The 16,578-nt window shown below is 61.9% G+C and carries 17 protein-coding genes; 9 read left to right on the top strand and 8 right to left on the bottom strand.

Going from position 1 to position 16,578, the window contains the following annotated elements:
• Positions 1-114: 114 nt before the first annotated feature.
• The 8 genes from panC to dusB all read left to right on the top strand — a co-directional run bounded on the left by panC (position 115) and on the right by dusB (position 8,165).
• Positions 115-960 (top strand): pantoate--beta-alanine ligase, encoded by an 846-nt coding sequence (panC, locus tag GTO91_RS06430; protein WP_161256577.1) that lies wholly within the window; start codon positions 115-117, stop codon positions 958-960.
• Positions 961-963: 3 nt separating this feature from the next.
• The gene (gene panD, locus GTO91_RS06435; RefSeq protein ID WP_161256580.1) at positions 964-1,362 is read left to right on the top strand and encodes an aspartate 1-decarboxylase; all 399 of its coding nucleotides are present in this window, start codon (positions 964-966) and stop codon (positions 1,360-1,362) included.
• Positions 1,363-1,539: 177 nt separating this feature from the next.
• Positions 1,540-2,436 (top strand): quinolinate synthase NadA, encoded by an 897-nt coding sequence (gene nadA / locus GTO91_RS06440; protein WP_207708979.1) that lies wholly within the window; start codon positions 1,540-1,542, stop codon positions 2,434-2,436.
• Between the two features lie 80 nt (positions 2,437-2,516).
• Entirely contained in the window at positions 2,517-4,121 is a 1,605-nt protein-coding gene (gene nadB / locus GTO91_RS06445) for an L-aspartate oxidase (RefSeq protein ID WP_161256583.1), read from the top strand.
• Positions 4,122-4,282: 161 nt separating this feature from the next.
• Positions 4,283-5,149, top strand: a complete 867-nt coding sequence (nadC, locus tag GTO91_RS06450) for a carboxylating nicotinate-nucleotide diphosphorylase (RefSeq protein ID WP_161256586.1) — start codon at positions 4,283-4,285, stop codon at positions 5,147-5,149.
• Complete coding sequence (locus tag GTO91_RS06455) at positions 5,139-6,140, top strand: biotin--[acetyl-CoA-carboxylase] ligase (protein ID WP_161256590.1); 1,002 nt, start codon at positions 5,139-5,141, stop codon at positions 6,138-6,140. The genes nadC and GTO91_RS06455 overlap by 11 nt, the downstream gene beginning before the upstream one ends.
• Positions 6,124-6,912 (top strand): type III pantothenate kinase, encoded by a 789-nt coding sequence (locus GTO91_RS06460; RefSeq protein ID WP_161256593.1) that lies wholly within the window; start codon positions 6,124-6,126, stop codon positions 6,910-6,912. The genes GTO91_RS06455 and GTO91_RS06460 overlap by 17 nt, the downstream gene beginning before the upstream one ends.
• Positions 6,913-7,157: 245 nt before the next feature.
• Complete coding sequence (gene dusB / locus GTO91_RS06465) at positions 7,158-8,165, top strand: tRNA dihydrouridine synthase DusB (protein WP_161256663.1); 1,008 nt, start codon at positions 7,158-7,160, stop codon at positions 8,163-8,165.
• 104 nt (positions 8,166-8,269) lie between these two features.
• Here the strand turns inward: dusB and GTO91_RS06470 are convergent, their stop codons facing one another.
• Together GTO91_RS06470 and GTO91_RS06475 are read right to left on the bottom strand one after the other, a co-directional pair.
• On the bottom strand, positions 8,270-8,425 hold the full coding sequence (locus GTO91_RS06470) for a hypothetical protein (protein ID WP_161256595.1): 156 nt from the start codon (positions 8,423-8,425) through the stop codon (positions 8,270-8,272).
• 125 nt (positions 8,426-8,550) lie between these two features.
• Positions 8,551-8,730 carry a hypothetical protein gene (locus GTO91_RS06475; RefSeq protein WP_161256598.1) on the bottom strand — a complete coding sequence of 60 codons (180 nt, stop codon included), beginning with the start codon at positions 8,728-8,730 and terminating at the stop codon, positions 8,551-8,553.
• A gap of 177 nt (positions 8,731-8,907) precedes the next feature.
• Between GTO91_RS06475 and GTO91_RS06480 the strand changes: the two genes are divergently transcribed.
• The gene (locus tag GTO91_RS06480; RefSeq protein ID WP_328793739.1) at positions 8,908-9,468 is read left to right on the top strand and encodes an isochorismatase family protein; all 561 of its coding nucleotides are present in this window, start codon (positions 8,908-8,910) and stop codon (positions 9,466-9,468) included.
• Between the two features lie 8 nt (positions 9,469-9,476).
• Here the strand turns inward: GTO91_RS06480 and GTO91_RS06485 are convergent, their stop codons facing one another.
• From GTO91_RS06485 to GTO91_RS06510, 6 genes are all read right to left on the bottom strand, one after another.
• Positions 9,477-9,701, bottom strand: a complete 225-nt coding sequence (locus GTO91_RS06485) for a hypothetical protein (protein ID WP_161256601.1) — start codon at positions 9,699-9,701, stop codon at positions 9,477-9,479.
• 106 nt (positions 9,702-9,807) lie between these two features.
• On the bottom strand, positions 9,808-12,261 hold the full coding sequence (locus tag GTO91_RS06490; RefSeq protein ID WP_161256604.1) for a glycosyltransferase family 2 protein: 2,454 nt from the start codon (positions 12,259-12,261) through the stop codon (positions 9,808-9,810).
• The gene (locus GTO91_RS06495) at positions 12,242-13,330 is read right to left on the bottom strand and encodes a hypothetical protein (protein WP_161256607.1); all 1,089 of its coding nucleotides are present in this window, start codon (positions 13,328-13,330) and stop codon (positions 12,242-12,244) included. The genes GTO91_RS06490 and GTO91_RS06495 overlap by 20 nt, the downstream gene beginning before the upstream one ends.
• A gap of 113 nt (positions 13,331-13,443) precedes the next feature.
• Positions 13,444-13,608, bottom strand: a complete 165-nt coding sequence (locus GTO91_RS06500) for a hypothetical protein (RefSeq protein WP_161256612.1) — start codon at positions 13,606-13,608, stop codon at positions 13,444-13,446.
• A 333-nt stretch (positions 13,609-13,941) separates the two neighbouring features.
• A complete protein-coding gene (locus GTO91_RS06505; RefSeq protein ID WP_161256615.1) occupies positions 13,942-15,471 on the bottom strand; it encodes a radical SAM/SPASM domain-containing protein in 1,530 nt (509 codons plus the stop codon).
• A gap of 15 nt (positions 15,472-15,486) precedes the next feature.
• Positions 15,487-16,362, bottom strand: a complete 876-nt coding sequence (locus tag GTO91_RS06510) for a protease inhibitor I42 family protein (RefSeq protein ID WP_161256618.1) — start codon at positions 16,360-16,362, stop codon at positions 15,487-15,489.
• Between the last annotated feature and the right edge of the window lie 216 nt (positions 16,363-16,578).

Below are 16,578 nucleotides of genomic sequence, written 5' to 3' on the forward strand. Positions count from 1 at the left end.
GAGACGGCGCTGGGTAAACGGAATAGGTCTGGATTGTTTTGGATAAACCAGGACCTTCTTCCCGCACCGTGTCCGGACGGGCATTCGTGGCGGGGAGGAGGTATTTATTTTTTTATGCGTCTGATCGAGAGCATCCGCGAGATGACCGCCTGGTCAAAAGAACAGGTCCGGGAGGGCCGCACCGTCGGTTTTGTGCCCACCATGGGCTACCTGCACGAAGGACACCTTACCTTGATGCGGCGGGCGCGCGAGGCCTGTGACCGCGTCGTCGTCAGCATCTTCGTCAACCCCTTGCAGTTCGGCGCCGGGGAAGACTATGAGGAGTACCCTCGCGATCTGACACGGGACAGCCGGCTGGCCGAGTCGGCAGGCGTTGACGTGCTCTTCGCCCCCGCTGTGCGGGAGATGTATCCCAAGGGCTACCACACCTTCGTCGACGTGGAGCGCCTGACCGAAGGCCTCTGCGGCGCCTCCCGGCCGGGTCATTTCCGGGGTGTTACCACCGTTGTCTGCAAACTCTTCAACATCGTCCGCCCTGACGTGGCCTACTTCGGTCAGAAGGATGCCCAGCAGTTGGCCATCATCCGCCGGATGACAGAAGACCTGAACCTTCCTGTCTCCGTCGTCGGCGTTCCCATCGTCCGCGAGGCGGACGGCCTGGCCATGTCCTCCCGCAACGTCTACCTGTCGCCGGAGGAGCGACAGGCCGCCCTGGTCCTCTCGAAGGCGCTGGCGCGCGCCCGGGACCTCGTCGAAAGCGGTGAGCGGGACGCAGCGCGGCTGCGCCAGACCATCACCGAGACGATCACAGCGGAGCCGCTGGCCGCGATCGACTATGTCTCTATCGTGGACAACCGGTTTATCCAGCCTGTCGATACCCTGGCGGGCGATTGTCTCATCGCCCTGGCTGTGCGCATCGGCAAAACGCGGCTCATCGACAACATGGTTGTGGAGGTGTAACAAATGAACCGGATCATGCATAAATCGAAAATCCACCGGGCCACTGTCACGGAGGCCAACCTCAACTATGTGGGGTCCATCACCATCGATGAGGACCTGATGGACGCCGCCGATGTCTTGGAGAATGAAAAGATCCAGGTCGTGAATAATAACAACGGCGCCCGTTTCGAGACCTATGTGATCCCCGGCCCGCGCGGTTCCGGCGTGATCTGCCTCAACGGCGCCGCCGCCCGCCTCGTCCAGCCGGGCGACAAGGTCATCCTGATCACCTACGGCATCTACTCCGACGAGGAAGCGCGCAAGCACCGCCCGACGGTGATCTTTTTAGACGACCAGAACCGTATCATCGCCGACGCCCGCCGGGAGAAGGCCGGAGAGACGGCGCCGACCAAGGAAGCGTAGGCGAACGGTTTGTCTGAACCTGAACCCTAGCGATTGTATACATGTCACTTGGTTGACAATGAAAAGTCCTCTGGGCTAGAATAAAGCATACCTTTGCCTGTCTGGTTGACAGACCGGAGAACCGAAAGGGGTAGTCCCTTGAGTCCTCGCGCGATGGATCCGGAGACGGTCGCGGCGATGTCCGACACCGTCGCGAAACTGAAAAAAGAGCGGAATGCCGTTATTCTCGCCCACGTCTACCAGCGCCCCGAGGTGCAGGATGTGGCCGATTTTGTCGGCGACTCCTTGCAGTTGGCCCAGCAGGCCGCCAAGACCGACGCCGACGTGATCGTCTTCTGCGGCGTTCACTTTATGGCCGAAAGCGCCGCCATCCTCTCGCCGGACAAGATCGTCCTGTTGCCGGAGGAGAACGCCGGCTGCCCCATGGCCGATATGGTCACCGCTGACGCGCTGCGCAAGCGCAAGGCCGAGATCCCCGGCGTCCAGGTGGTCGCCTATGTGAACACATCGGCCGCCGTCAAGGCGGAATGCGATATCTGTTGCACCTCGGCCAACGCCCTTAAGGTGGTCTCCGCCCTGCCTGAAGACCGGCCGATCCTCTTCGTGCCGGACCGCAACCTCGGCGACTGGATCACGAAGCAGACAGGGCGCGAGATGCACCTCTGGGAAGGCTACTGCAACACCCATGATCGCCTTAGCGTCGACGATATCGAGCGGGCCAAGGCCGCCCATCCCGACGCCGAGGTGCTCGTACATCCCGAATGCCAGCCTGAAGTGGTGGCCAAAGCCGATTTTGTGGCCTCCACGACCGGGTTGATCCGCTACGCCCTCGAATCGTCGCGAAAATCCTTCATCATCGCCACCGAAGAGGGTGTACTGCACCCGCTGCGCAAACAAGCGCCCGAGAAGGACTTTCACCTGGCCGCCCGGACCCTGATCTGCCCCAACATGAAGTCGACCAGCCTGGAAAAAGTGGTCTGGTCGCTCCAAGAGATGCGGCCGCGCATCACCGTCGATCCCGTCATCCGGGAGAAGGCGTTGCAGAGCCTGGAGCGCATGCTGGCCATCGTCTGACGCAATAGGAAAAGACATGCAAAAGGCAGCTGCCGGCGCGATGCCGGCGGCTGTTTTTCCATCGTAAGGGGGCCTGTGTAGTGTTCCGGCGTTACCTTGTGCCTTTCGAGCCAGACCAACTGCCTGAACGGGAAACGGACTTTTTGATCGTCGGCAGCGGCATCGCCGGCCTGTATACGGCGCTGCAAGCGGTGGCCTACGGGCGGGTGTCCCTGCTGACCAAACGCAAGGTGGAGGACTCCAACACAGGACAAGCCCAGGGTGGGATCGCCGCCGCCCTGGACCGTGGCGATTCGCCGTCGCTGCACCTGCAGGACACCCTCAAGGCCGGCGCCGGCCTCAATGACGTGACGGCTGTCGAGGTGCTCGTCAGCGAGGGACCGACCCGCGTCGAAGAACTGATCCGGATGGGCACCCAGTTCGATACGATCGAAGGCGAACTGGCCTTGACCCGGGAGGGCGCCCACTCGCGCCGCCGCATCCTCCATGCCAGCGGCGACGCCACCGGCGAGGAGATCCGCCGCAGCCTCTGGGAACAGTGCCGGCAACATGAGCAGATCGAACTCTTCGAAAACACCCAAGTGATCGATGTGCTGCGCGACAAGGCGGGCCACTGCGCCGGGTTGCTCGTTTGGAACGCCGACCTGGGCTTACATATCCACCGGGCCAAGCTCACCGTCCTGGCCACAGGCGGCAACGGGCAGTTGTACAAGCTCTCGACGAACCCCGAGGTGACGACCGGCGACGGTATCGCCGCCGCCTTCCGGGCAGGCGCATCGGTCATGGATCTGGAATTCGTCCAGTTTCACCCCACCGCCCTCACCTTGGAAGGCCGACCGCCCTTTTTGATCTCCGAAGCGGTACGCGGAGAAGGGGGAAAGCTGCGCAACAGCCAGGGCGAGCGGTTTATGCCCCGCTACCACGAGTTGGCTGAACTGGCGCCGCGCGATGTGGTCGCTCTCGCCATCTGGAAGGAGATGGCCGAAACGGGCGCTCCCTCGGTCTTTCTCGATGTGTCCCACATGAGCGAGGAGGAGTTTTCCGGCCGCTTTCCTTGGATCTTCCGCACCTGCCGCAGCTATGGCATCGCTGTTCCCGAAGCGCCGATCCCCGTCGCGCCGGCGGCCCATTACCTGATGGGCGGCGTGCGCACCGATCTCTGGGGGGGGACGGACATCCCCCGCCTCTATGTCTGTGGAGAGGCCGCCTGCAACGGCGTCCACGGCGCTAACCGACTCGCTTCGAACTCTTTGCTGGAAGGCTTGGTCTTCGGCGCGCGTATCATCGAGGGCGGTCTGCGCTGGCTCGAATCATCGCCCCAGCGGGAAATCGATCACGGGCCTTGGGGGAAACAGTCCCTCTTTGACCGGCTGCCCGATGGGGAGAACCCTCGGGCCGCTGACAGGGTGGCCTACTCGGTGCAGCAGATCATGTGGGAAAAAGTCGGACTCTGGCGTTCGGCAGAGAGTCTGACCGAGGCTTTGGCCGATCTCGGCAGCATCGATGAGCGGGAGGCGGTTCGGGGGACGGTGACGCGGGCCATGGAAGCGGCCAACATGCATCTGTTGGGCCGTCTGACCGCCCGGGCGGCATTGCTGCGCAATGAGAGCCGCGGCGGCCACTACCGCGTCGATTACCCTGAACGCTGTGACACCTGGCTGCGCCACATCCTGCTGTCCTGCTAGAGAGAGGTTTGGCGCCGGTCCCAAATGGAGAGAGTGGTAAGAGAACGGTAGAACGGCCCAAATGAACGACGACGACCATGAATGACGACTATGAACGATGACTATGAACGATGACTATGAACGATGAATTAAAGCGTGAAAGCGTTGAGGGAGGCGCCACTGTGGAACTCTTTGAACCCGAAGTCAGGGATACAGTCCTTCGGGCTTTGCGGGAGGACATCGGCCAAGGCGATCTGACAACGATGAGTTTGGTGCCCGCCGATGCCCAGACCCGGGGCATCATCCACGCCAAGGAGGCCGGCGTCATTGCCGGCATGCCGGTGGCCCGGATCGTCTTCGAGACGGTCGATCCCGGCCTTAGCTTTGAAGCCAAAGTAAAAGACGGGGAGCGCGTCGAAAGGGGGACCGTGCTTGCCGAAGTTCAGGGTAGCGCCCGGTCGATCCTGATCGGCGAGCGTCTGGCCCTTAACTTCCTCCAGCGCCTTTCCGGGATCGCCACCAAGACGGCCCGTTGCGTCGAACTGGTGACCTACTACCAGGCGCGCATCGTCGACACGCGCAAGACGACGCCGGGCCTGCGGATGCTGGAAAAATACGCCGTCCGCATGGGCGGCGGCAAGAACCACCGCTTCGGGCTCTTTGACGGCGTGTTGATCAAGGACAACCACATCCGCGTCGCTGGGGGCATCCACCAAGCTGTCAGCCAGGCGCGCCAGGCCGTCCCCCACACCGTCAAGATCGAGGTGGAGGTGGAAGACCTGGCCGGCGTCGCCGAGGCGCTGGAGGCAAACGCCGATATCATCATGCTCGACAACATGGTCCCGGAGTTGATGAAAGAGGCGGTGCGCATGATCGGCGGCCGCGCCCTCGTCGAGGCCTCGGGCGGCGTCTCGGAAGAGACGCTGGTGGAGATCGCCAAGACAGGCGTGCACCTCATCTCCATGGGCGCCCTGACCCACAGTGTGAAAGCGCTTGACATCAGCCTTGATGTGGAAGCGATCAAGCGGGGGAGAGACGATGTCTCGTAAAGCGATCCTGGAGGCCCTTTCGACGGCCGAAGGCTTCCTCTCCGGTGAAGACTTGAGCCGGCGCCTCGGCATCAGCCGGTCGGCCATCTGGAAACATATCGTAGCCCTCCGGCAGGAGGGCTACGCCATTGACGCCCATACACGCCTCGGCTATAAGCTGCGCAGCCGGAGCGCCTACCTGCTGCCGGAAGAGGTGGAGCCGCTCCTGGAGACGAAGCGCTTCGGCCGCGACTACCACTTTTATGCGAGCCTGCCGTCGACCAACCGCACCGCCAAGGAACTGGCCCGCCAGGGTGCGCCCGAAGGGACCGTCGTCCTTGCCGAGGAACAGACAGAGGGGCGGGGACGCCTCGGCCGCGGGTGGTACTCCCCGCCCGGGCTCGGTGTCTACTTTACGGTGATCCTGCGGCCGGCCGTCCCACTCAGCCTGGCGCCCCAGGTGACCCTGCTGGCCTCCGTGGCTGTTTGCAAAGCCCTGGAAACAGTGGCCGGCGTGCAGCCGCAGATCAAGTGGCCCAACGACGTCTTGTTAAATGGGAAAAAGTTTTGCGGCACCCTGACGGAATTGAACGCTGAGATGGAAGCCGTCAACTATCTCGTTGTCGGCACCGGCATCAATGTCAACCAAGGCCCTGACGATTTTCCCGGCGAAGTGGCGAATGTGGCTACCTCTGTCCATGCGACGACTGGTGAGAAAGTGGACCGGGCGCGTCTCCTGGCTGCGCTGCTCCGCTCCTTTGAGGCAGACTATGACCACTGGCTGACATCCGGTTTTGACCGTTTGCGCGTTGAGTGGTTGGAGCGGGCCGCCGGCATGGGGAAGACAGTGCGCGTCATCGCCGGCCAGCAGGAATGGGTCGGCAAGGCCGAAGGCATTGACAGCGACGGCGCATTGCTCGTGCGGGAGAGCGGCGGCGAACTGCGGCGGCTGATCAGCGGCGAAGTCAGCCTGCGGCCGGAAGGGGGACAGGGTTATGATTTTGGCCGTTGATGTGGGCAACACCCATATCATCCTCGGCGTCTATGAACTGGAACCCCAGCCGGAACTGCGCATCCACTGGAAGCTGTCGACAGACCGCAACCGCACCGCCGATGAATACGCCATTCTGATCCGCAACCTCTTCCGCTTCGACAACATCGATCCGGGGCGCATCGAGGCCATCGTCATCGCCTCCGTCGTTCCGCCCTTGATGCCGACGCTGGAGCGGATGAGCCGCAGCTACTTCGGCCTCCAACCGATCATCGTGGGGCCGGGCCTCCGCACGGGATTGCCCATCGCCATGGAAAATCCGAAGGAACTGGGCGCCGACCGGGTGGTTAACGCCGTCGCCGCCTTTGAGCGCTACGGCGGCCCGGTCATCGTCGTCGATTTCGGCACGGCCACCACCTTTGACGTCATCTCTGAAAAAGGGGAGTACCTGGGCGGGGCCATCGCCCCCGGCGTAGCCGTCTCGACAGAGGCGCTTTTCGCCCGAGCGGCCAAGCTCCCCCGCATCGAACTGGTCAAGCCGCAGCGGGTGGTCGCTAAAAACACCATCACCGGCATGCAGTCGGGCATCATCTTTGGCTTTGCCGGCCAGGTGGACGGCATCGTCACCAGGATGAAGGCGGAACTGGGCGACCATACCCGCATCATCGCCACGGGAGAGACAGCCGATCTGATCGCCCCGGAGACGGCCACGGTGGACATGATCGACCCGCTGCTGACCCTGGAGGGTCTACGGATCATCTACCAGCGCTCACGGACGGCGCTGAAATCGTAGAGAACCGTCCAAGGCGGTCAAGCCCCGCCGAGTGGTTCATTCACCTGCTGAAGACAGGCAATCCCCTGACGGAACTGCAATCCACCGCCGGGAACGGCGCATCCATGTGGCATGAACACGACTGGGCAAAATGGAACGCAACCGGCGCTCAGTCAATCGGAGGAACTGCGTTGCCGAACCATCCTGTCATTGATATAACCCCTGGCGCGACCCATCCGGATCAGGCGGCAGCCCTCCGGGAGGCCGTGAAAACGAAGGGTCTTGCGCCGCTGCGCATCGGCCCCTGGTCTGTTTTCCCGCCTTTTGTGGCGGCGCCCATGGCCGGTGTCACCGACAAACCCTTCCGGGCGGTTTTAAAGGATCATCGCTGTCCCCTCGTCTATACGGAGATGATCTCCGACAAGGCCCTCACCTACGCCAACCGCAACACGATGGAACTGTTGGATATCACCGGCGAGCCACGCCCGATCGCCGTTCAAATCTTCGGCTCCGAGCCGGCGGTGATGGCCGAGGCGGCCCGCATCGTCGAGGCCGCCGGCGCCTCGCTCATCGACATCAACATGGGCTGCCCAGCGCCCAAGATCGTCCGCAACGGGGAAGGCTCCTGCCTGCTGAAGACGCCCGATCTGGCCGTCGAAATCGCCGAGTCCGTCGTCCGGGCCGTCCAGGTCCCCGTCACCGTAAAGATGCGGATCGGCTGGTCGTCTGGGCGCATCGTCGCTCCGGAACTGGCCCCCCGCCTCGAAGCCGTTGGCGTCCAGGCATTGACGGTCCACGGACGGACGCGGGAGATGTTCTACTCGGGCCAGGCTGACTGGTCCGTCATCGCCGAAACGGTCGGCCGTGTGTCCATCCCGGTCATTGGCAACGGCGATGTCTGGGAACCGGACGACGCCTTGCGCATGCTCGTCGAAACAGGCTGCGCCGCCGTCATGATCGGCCGCGGCTGCATGGGCAACCCCTGGATTTTCTCCCGGCTGGTCCGCTGGGCCGAGACGGGCGAGATGCCGCCGCCCCCGTCGCCGGAAGAACGGATCAACCAGGCCCTCCTTCATCTGGAACACATCGTCGCCCTCAAAGGCGAGGACCGGGGCGTCCGGGAGATGCGGGGCCATCTCAGTTGGTACCTGAAAGGGATCCGCGGCGCTTCCCGCCTGCGAGCCGAGATCAACCAGGCGCCCGACAGGGAGAGCGTTGTCCGGCTGCTGACCGACTACCGTGAACAGGCTAGGCCCACACCGGATATGCCCTGAGCAATAACAGGAACACAAAAAGACAGGCAGATCGCCATCCGGCGGCTCCGCCTGTCTTTGTTTATTTCCCCCTGCGCCCGTTTGATTAAAATGAAAAGCGATTTTTACGCTTTGGGGGCGGATTCAGTGGACTTCGGGTTCTGCCCCCGCCCGATATCCTCCGGGGTGGCGGCGGCGTTCAGCGCCCAGTCCTCGCTGCCGGGGATAACAGTCGGGAAGACCTCGTTGTTTGTGCGGCCTTTCGGTTGCTTGTCCGTCATGAGTGATTTCCCCCTTTCATTAAAACAGTCATCGCTAGTATGCCTGTCCGAACAGGGGTTCACCCGCGCGGCAAAGAACAACTCGTTGTACAGGATGTAACAGGGCGATCATCAGGATGGTCGCCTTACCCGTCCCCTTCGTCGAGAGAGAGGCGGGTGACCGGGGTGGTGTCTCCTCGCCGGATTTCATCCGGTTTCGCCGCTGCATCAAGCGCCCCGTCCTCATCGCCGGGGGCGATGGAGGGGGAGGCGTCAGCCCGGCGCATGTTGCCTTTGAGCGCCGCTGTTGCCGGATTCTCAGCCATGGGATCCCTCCTTTTTCCAAGAAAATGATCACCCTAGGCGTTGCCTGCGACTTGTCCGGCAATGGCCGGTACGCTTAGCATAAAGAATAGGGGGCAAAAAAATGCGCCGCAAAACATTGTTCCATCGAAATAGAGAGCGAAAAGAGAGTTAAACAGCGAGGAAAAGGAGTGGAGAGGGTGAGCCACTGGACGGAAAAATACCGCCTCGATGCTGCTGAGGCGGTGCTGATGGTGATCGACATTCAGGAGCGTCTCGTCCCCGCCATGGCCCTGGGGGAACAGGTGATTAGGAAGACGGGAACCTTGATCGCCATCGCCCAGCGCCTCGGGATCCCAGTCATCGCCATCGAGATGTACCCGAAAGGTTTGGGGAAAACAGCCTCTCCGCTGGACGAACGACTCCAGGGGACGTATCGTTTCGAGAAGGTCACCTTTTCCGCCCTCACGAAAGAGGTGGGGGAATGCCTCAAAGATCTGGGGCGGCGCAAGGTTATTGTGGCGGGGATGGAGACCCACGTCTGTGTCTTCCAATCGGTGCGGGATCTCCTGCAAAAGGGCTATCTCGTTTTCGTCGCGCAAGACGCCATCTGCTCCCGTTCCAGCGCCAACTACGCCAACGGGCTCGACCTGATGCGGGAGATGGGGGCCACGATCACCAATGTGGAGACGATCTTCTTCGATCTGATGAAGCAGGCGGCGACGCCCCTGTTCCGGGAACTGTCGCCGTTGATCAAATAGCCGGAGCGCTAAGACCCCTCCGGCCGGGCCGTTTTTCCCTGCATTGCTGTCGCTTCGAACCATTCCGTTGCGCTCGCCCCGGCCACGTTTTCGTTCAAATGGGCTTCGAGCCGGCGCAGCATCATCTCCGCCGGCAACAGGCGATGGCGCTGCACGGCAGTCAGCAACCGGGCGTAATCCAATCCCTTGCGGGGCGTATCGCCGACAGGAGGACATGGCTTAACCGGGGGCAACGGCGAATCAACTCGTACAGCCCCTCCTCAAACGAAGCGGCTCAAAAAGAACAGGCGTCCCCAGTCTTACGACGGGACGCCTGTTTTTGTATGAGAAACCAAGGGGTCACTTTTCCAGTGGAAGGTTCCCTTCGGCGATGAGGCCATCGATCAGGCATTCCATGGACGCGATGAGCGGCCGGTAGTCGCGAGGCGGCGGCGCCGACAGGAGGAGGTTCCAGGCTTTCGTTTGCCAGCGGAGGGCCTCGGCGAAACGGCCTATGGCGGACAGGGTTTTGACGATGACGGCCAGTCCCCTTGGTTGCAGGAGCCCCTGTTCCTCCAGCACCTTTTCCAGGGGGGCAGGGAGATCATCGAGCAGTTGCGCCATGCCCTCCATGGCTGTTTCCAAGGCCGGCGGGATGCGAGCGAGCCGCAAATAGGCATCCAGGGCTTCCGCCGTTTCACCTTTCTGGGCGTATAGGGCGGCCAGGGAACAGGCCGCCTTGTAGCTTCCCTCGCCAGGCAGGACCAGATAGTCCCGCCAGTGGGCTTCCCCCATGTCCAGGCACCGGTCAAAGAGTTGCTCCGCTTCCGCCATCTCGCCGAGCATGAAGCAGGCGACAGCCTGCAGGTAGACCAGATTGGTGTAACGGGGAAAGACATGGCTGGCCTGCGCCAGCAGGGAAGCGGCTGCGGCGCAATCGCCCGAATGCATCAGCGACAGCCCGTAAAGGTAGCATAGGCGCGCCCGGTCAACGGGTTCACCTCCCGCAGCGCTGCCTTCCGCCCTGTGGCCTGTAACCGCGCTATCTTGTTCGACGGCGTCCAGATGCTCCACACAGCGCTGAAACCGGCGGGCCGCCTCGGCATATTCCCCGGCAAAACAGAAGGCTTCGCCAAGGGCAAAGTGGCGCCGGAGGGGGTCGTCGCCCAACCTGGCCTCGATGGCCGCCACCTTCCGGCGGTGCTTTTCCTCGATAAGGGCTGCATCGGCCAGACCGTGCAGGTGATGGATCTCTGCAGCGCAGACGCCGACACGCTTCCCCGCCGTCTGGAGCGAAGGGAGCAGATCCTCCCCCACATGGCCCGTCAAGCGGTAACCCTGCTTGCGAAACAGCCGGCACTGCCCGTCGATCCGGCAGGTTTCCACGGACAGGCTCCCGTCGGGGAAGGTGCAGACCTTCAGGATGTAAGCCTCATGGTCCGCCGAACGGAGTTGTTCGATGATACCGAGCCGGCTGCCGTCGGGGAGGAACTCATCGGCATCGAGCAGGAGAATCCACTCGCCAGTCGCCGCCGCGATAGCTGCGTTCTTGGCGTCAGCGTAGCTGTCGTTCCAGGAAAAGGGGTGGACAGCGGCACCCAACTGTTCGGCGACGGTCATGGAATCATCGTCCGAACCGGTATCGACGTAGATGATCTCGTCGGCGATCTCAGCAGCGCTGCGGAGACAGCGGCCCAGGGCCGCCGCTTCGTTCCTGCCGATGACACAGAGACTGAGCGACCGCTTTGCCGCCGAACTGTCCCCGGTCTGCCCGGTCTGCCCGATGCCCGCAGCGCTTGCCACAACGGTTTCGGCGGCGCGCAGGGCCTTCGCCTCCGCCGTCCGGCACAGCGCCTCCAAGGTGGATTCGTCATAAGAGCCTTCTGCGGCAAACCAACCGGGCGAGGCAGGGCGCTGCCGGTAACGCCGCAGGCATTCCACCGCCCTGGAATAACGGCCGCAGTTGAGATGGCAGAGGCCTTCAAAAAAATCAAGGTCGCGGAAATCGCCATACAGGCGCTGAAAGCGGGCAATGTGGTCGAGGGCGTCCTTGTACCGGCGCAAGGACATCAACAGGGTGGCGATTTTTTTGACCAGCATGGGGGCGTAGCCCTGGCCGGGGTGGGTCGATTTGAGGGCCTCCAACAGACAGTCGAGGCCTTTTTGCCACTCCCCTTGCCGGATATGCTCCGTCCCCAGGTTGTAAAGGAAAAAGGCGTCCCGCTCCCCCACGGGGCAGGACTGGAGGATCTCCATGTTCCGCCGCACCTTGGCCTGTTGATTCAGCGTATGATCGCTGTAGCCGTGATGGATGACGCGCACCGTCGAACGCCCGATCGACGCCAGGCCGCTGCGGGAAGCGATGGAAGGAACGACCTGCTCGTGGAGCCGGCCGCAGAAGCGGTACTCCTCCCGGTTCCGAAACAGGCGCAGGGCCGGGGCGTTCATCCGGATGCCTTCGGCCAGGCGGTTGACAAGGATGATCAAATAGGCTTCCTTATCTCCCTTTTCGATGAGCCCCGATAACTCCGCCAGGCTTTCCCGGTCCAGTTCCTCGTCACAGTCGAGGATCAGGATCCAGTCGCCGGTGGCGTTCTCCAGGCTGACATTGCGGGCGGCGCTGAAATCCTGTCGCCAGGGAAACTCGATGACACGGGCGCCAAAACGGCTTGCGATGCCCATCGTATCATCGGTAGAGCCGGTGTCGATGACGATGATCTCATCGACCACATCGTCGACACTGCGCAGGCAGCGGCCGATGTTCTCCGCCTCGTTCCTGGCGATCATGCAGAGGCTAAGCGTTTTCGTCCCCATGGACCGGGGCCTCCCTCAAGCGACGAATCTGACATTGGGTCGAGAGGAGTTGTATCGCCGTATGGCGCAGAACGGCGCTTTCACCCTCTTCAGCCAGGGCGGCGGCGACGAGCGTCCGGCACTGGGGCAGCGCCTGCTCGACAGCCGCCTTCGCGCAGGCGCTGTTCTCCGGGGCCAGCCGCATCGCTGCCAGGCTGTGGGTAAAGGCTGCTTCAGCGTCACCCCGGGCAGCCTTGACCCGGCAAAGGCAGGCATGGGCGGCAGCCGCAGCCGGCGCGTCAGCCCCTTCCTCCAGGACGGAACGGAGCAGTTCCTTGGCGACCATGAGATGCCCCCGGTCGGCGGCATACTCCCCGAGCAGTTTGGTGATGGCGAGAGGATGGACGGCGGCGCTGCGCCAGAGGCAGATCAGCCGCCCGATCAGGGCCTCCATGCCTGACGGCGAATCGAGGGGGATCCATTGAAAGGCCTTTTCGGCCTCCTCATGCCGGCCCAAGGCCAGCAGGCAAAACCCTTTCAACAGCAACGTCGGCCTATCCGCCGCCTGCTCAACCCTGGCCAGCGCCGCTGCAACCTCGCCCATCCGGTAGAGCATCCGGGCGACAGCCATATCATCAAGGGGGAGGCGTTCCTGGAGCAGCGCGGCGATCGCCGCAGGTTCGAGGCCGCGTTTGTGGAGCAAGCGGGCGAAACGGTCCAAATCGTCGAACCGCGACGCCAGGTCCTTTCCTTCGGCCCAGGCCTGCTGCAGGAATTCGGCAGCCGCTTCCACGGCGCCAATCCGGGCGCTGATCTCGGCCAAAGGGAACAAAGAGGGATAGCCGGTGATCCCCTCCCAGGAATCGTAGCCGGCAGGGATCTGCCGGAAGCGGGTGCAGCGGGAGAAACAGGCCGCCGCCTGCGGCAGCAGGGACAGTTCCTGCAGCATCAACCCTTTGAGGAAATACAGATCGGGATAATCGTCATAGCGGGCCAGCCCCTGGTCGACAAGTTCCAGGGCCAGCGCACAGTCGCCCTTTTCGTATGCGTCAAGGCACCGGTCGCGGCAGGCGACAGCGGAATGCTCCATGGGCACCACCCTGATCCAGCAAAATAACGGGGCAAACCAATCTATGAAGGGAAAGAGACCGGCGACACAGGCCGCCCTTTTATAAAGTTAAAAAAGGAAGACATCGCGCGGCTTTAGGCCATGCATTCGACAGCGCAGCACCGGACCGTGTAGTTTAACGTCGACATGGACGACTCGGGGATGGGGATCATCACGGTGGTGGGGGCGGTCATGGCGGTGCAGTCGACAAACTTGAAGCAGACGGGAGTGGTGGAGCCTTCCCGGAAGGCTTGATTCATCAACCGGGATGTAAAAAATAGCCAAATGAGTGATCCTCTACCTGGCCAAGTCCTACGCCCTTCACCTGATGCTCCTGATCAATCGGCGACGCATGGGATCTGATCTGCACTACGGCGTCATGTCCTACAGCGAGAAACCTATACGCGCATGCTTTGCCGAAACGTCGCGTCGCTTTTCGAAAAAAAAGGAAACATGGAGCAAGAACCGCAGTCCTGCTCCATGTTTCCTTTTTTCCGAAACCATCACCGATGCAGTCATTCCATCGACCGCCGCCGGCAGCGCCGCCTCGAATCATACCGTGGCGACGCTGCCCTTCCGGTGTGACGCGCTTTTTACGAGGCCTTCTCGTTGATCATGCGGTAGAGACCTTCGGCCATGGTCGAAAATGCAGGCGACTTGGCCGTGGCCTCTGCGATCACCTGCCGCGCCTCCTCGTCCCGATCATGCTCGATCAGGGTCACCGCCAGATCATGGTAGGGATGCAGGTTGGCGGGCGTGGTCAGGCGAGTCGCGTTTCTCAGGTACTCGATGCCCTCGTCCAACTGGCCCAGTTTGACCAGCGTCAGGCCCATGCCCTTGTTGGCGTACACATCATCGGGATGGGCCGCCAGGACCTGTTCGTTCGCCATCAGGGCGTCATCGTAGTTGCCGAGCATGTAACTGACAAAGCCGTAGTACTTCAGGATCTCGGCATTGCCCGGAGCGAGTTCCAGGGCGCGGGCCATGGTCATCTCGGCGAGCTGCAGGCTGCCTTTTTCCGCAAAATCGCGGCCCAACCGGAAGAGCTTCTCCGGATCGCCCATGGCCGACACCTTTTTGAGCGACTTTGTCATCGCCACATGGTAGGAGCAGTAGATGTTCTCGGCGTAGATGCTCTTGCTCATCGTCAGCCGCGTGTTGGGGCAGCCGCCGAGGCAACGGTCGCCGTAGGCGCACTTGCGGCAGAGACCGCCCAACTTCGACTTGGCCATGGTCCGGCTCCATAGGAAGCTGGTTTCGCCGTTCCAAATCTCCTTCAAGGGTGTCTGGCGGATGTTGCCTTCGATGAACTGCCTGTCCCGGACAGAGGCGCAGCCGACGATGTCGCCGTTATGCAGGATGCCGATATTGCTCTTGCCGGCGCTGCAACCCTGCCACTGCACGTTGTAGGCGTCGAAGGTCCGGTCGCGGACGGCGATCTCCTTCACGTTGTAATAGCCGATGCAGTCGGCCAAAAAGAGGCGAATCCGTTTCTCATCGAGCATGCCGTAGGCAAAGTCGATGATGTCATCCATCTGTTCCGGCGCCAGGAGCAGTTCGTCAAAGTCGGCGAAGTTGCCCATGGGCAGCCCGATCTGGATCTGCCAGAGATTGATGCCCTTTTCGATCAGGATGTCGCGGATTTTGCCCAACTCGCCGATGTTTTTGTTGTTGACCGTCGTGATGGCAGCGGTGGTCAGGTTGGTCTTCTTCAGCAGATCGAAGGCCGCCATGATCCGGTCGAAGGAACCGGGCATGCGCATGTAGTCGTGCATCTCTCGGGTCCCGTCGAGGCTGATGGCGAAAGTCCCGATGCCGATGGAAGCCACCTTGTCGATGAGTTCCTCTGTGAGCAGCCAGCCGTTGGTGATGATGTGGGGGATGACGCCGTTTTCCTTCAGGCGCTTGGCGATCAGGTGAAAGTCGCCTCGGGTCAGCGGTTCACCGCCGGAGATGGTCACATACTTGAGCCCCAGTTCGGCCAGGTCGTCGCAGAGGCGCAACGCCTCTTCCGTCGTCAGTTCGTCGGGCAAGGCCGACCGGCAGGCAGAACCGCAGTGTTTGCAGCGCATGTTGCAGCCCATGGTGATTTCCCAAACAGCGGCGTAGGGTTTATACTGCAATGTTGCTACCTCCGGTTATTCTTCCGTTTTCTCTGCTTCCGTCTCCTCGCAGCAGGGGGCGGTGGGGGCCATGTACTCCGCTACGGGCGCGGCGTACTTTACGCCGGTGGGGGCGGCGTATTTCACAACCCCGTTGACTTCCTCACAGGGGGCGGCATACTTGAGAATTCCGGTGTCAACGAAGGGCGCCTCATAGGGCCGAACGGCCGTCGTCACATCAGCGGGCGCGGCGTATTTCGCGATTTGCGGGGCGGCGTACTTGAGCGCGTTGGCAGGATCCTGCGGCGCCGCGTATTTCAGCACCTGCGGAGCGGCGTACTTCAGGACCGGCGCAAAGTACATGGGCGTAAAGGGCGGCGCGTACTTGACCCCAAGGGGAGGCATGTACATCGGCTGGATGGGGCCGAGGCAGGAGGAAGCCGCGCAGTCCGCTGCGTTGGAAGCGTCCGGGTCCATCGAATAGCGGAAGGGCGCCATATAGAGCATGACATTGGACGACGCATCCGCGCCGGATCCAACTGCTGGGGCGCCGGCAAACCTGCCAGCGATGCTTTCTTCCAGTTCTTCGCTTTCGGATTTCTTCGGTTCCGTGATGATCAGCGCGTAGGTCCGCGATTGGGCGGCCTCCAACGGCTGCCAGGGGCGGATCAGATTGAACTTGAGGAAACTCTGGCAGGCGTTGACGGCAACAAAGGAATAGATCTGCCGCTCGCTGTTGCCGAACTTCAGCGATTGGGAATGCTCCTGGGTGATGTCGATCAGGTTCACACAGTCGGGCATGTGGGCCAGCGCCCAGGAGTACCCCGTTCCACCCATGACTTCAAGCACCACATGGAAGACTTCACCGACCGTTGCCGTGATGTTGCCGAGGGAGGCCTGTTGTTCACTCACCGTTTTTACCCCTTTCTTCTTCATTATTGTGACATGCGATACTTGGATCATAGCAAGCACTGGAAATTGAGTCAATTATGCTTTATTCAATAAACGGTAAACGGCGGGAAATGAATACGGAAAAGCAGGAGGGCCTCACTCCGGCAATGCAATGGAGGAAAGACGGTGGTAGAAGAGCGCCTCCATTCAGATTAAGTGAAATAAATTATCTTAACT

This window comes from Heliomicrobium undosum, from assembly GCF_009877425.1.
GTDB classification, from domain to species: Bacteria; Bacillota; Desulfitobacteriia; order Heliobacteriales; family Heliobacteriaceae; genus Heliomicrobium; species Heliomicrobium undosum.

What these genes read in the sequence shown, in the direction of transcription:
- panC (WP_161256577.1), top strand. Translation starts at nt 115, where the DNA reads ATGCGTCTGATCGAGAGCATCCGCGAGATGACCGCCTGGTCAAAAGAA.
- panD (WP_161256580.1), top strand. Translation starts at nt 964, where the DNA reads ATGAACCGGATCATGCATAAATCGAAAATCCACCGGGCCACTGTCACG.
- nadA (WP_207708979.1), top strand. Translation starts at nt 1,540, where the DNA reads ATGTCCGACACCGTCGCGAAACTGAAAAAAGAGCGGAATGCCGTTATT.
- GTO91_RS06455 (WP_161256590.1), top strand. Translation starts at nt 5,139, where the DNA reads ATGTCTCGTAAAGCGATCCTGGAGGCCCTTTCGACGGCCGAAGGCTTC.
- GTO91_RS06460 (WP_161256593.1), top strand. Translation starts at nt 6,124, where the DNA reads ATGATTTTGGCCGTTGATGTGGGCAACACCCATATCATCCTCGGCGTC.
- GTO91_RS06470 (WP_161256595.1), bottom strand. Translation starts at nt 8,425, where the DNA reads ATGACGGACAAGCAACCGAAAGGCCGCACAAACAACGAGGTCTTCCCG.
- GTO91_RS06475 (WP_161256598.1), bottom strand. Translation starts at nt 8,730, where the DNA reads ATGGCTGAGAATCCGGCAACAGCGGCGCTCAAAGGCAACATGCGCCGG.
- GTO91_RS06490 (WP_161256604.1), bottom strand. Translation starts at nt 12,261, where the DNA reads ATGGGGACGAAAACGCTTAGCCTCTGCATGATCGCCAGGAACGAGGCG.
- GTO91_RS06495 (WP_161256607.1), bottom strand. Translation starts at nt 13,330, where the DNA reads ATGGAGCATTCCGCTGTCGCCTGCCGCGACCGGTGCCTTGACGCATAC.
- GTO91_RS06500 (WP_161256612.1), bottom strand. Translation starts at nt 13,608, where the DNA reads ATGAATCAAGCCTTCCGGGAAGGCTCCACCACTCCCGTCTGCTTCAAG.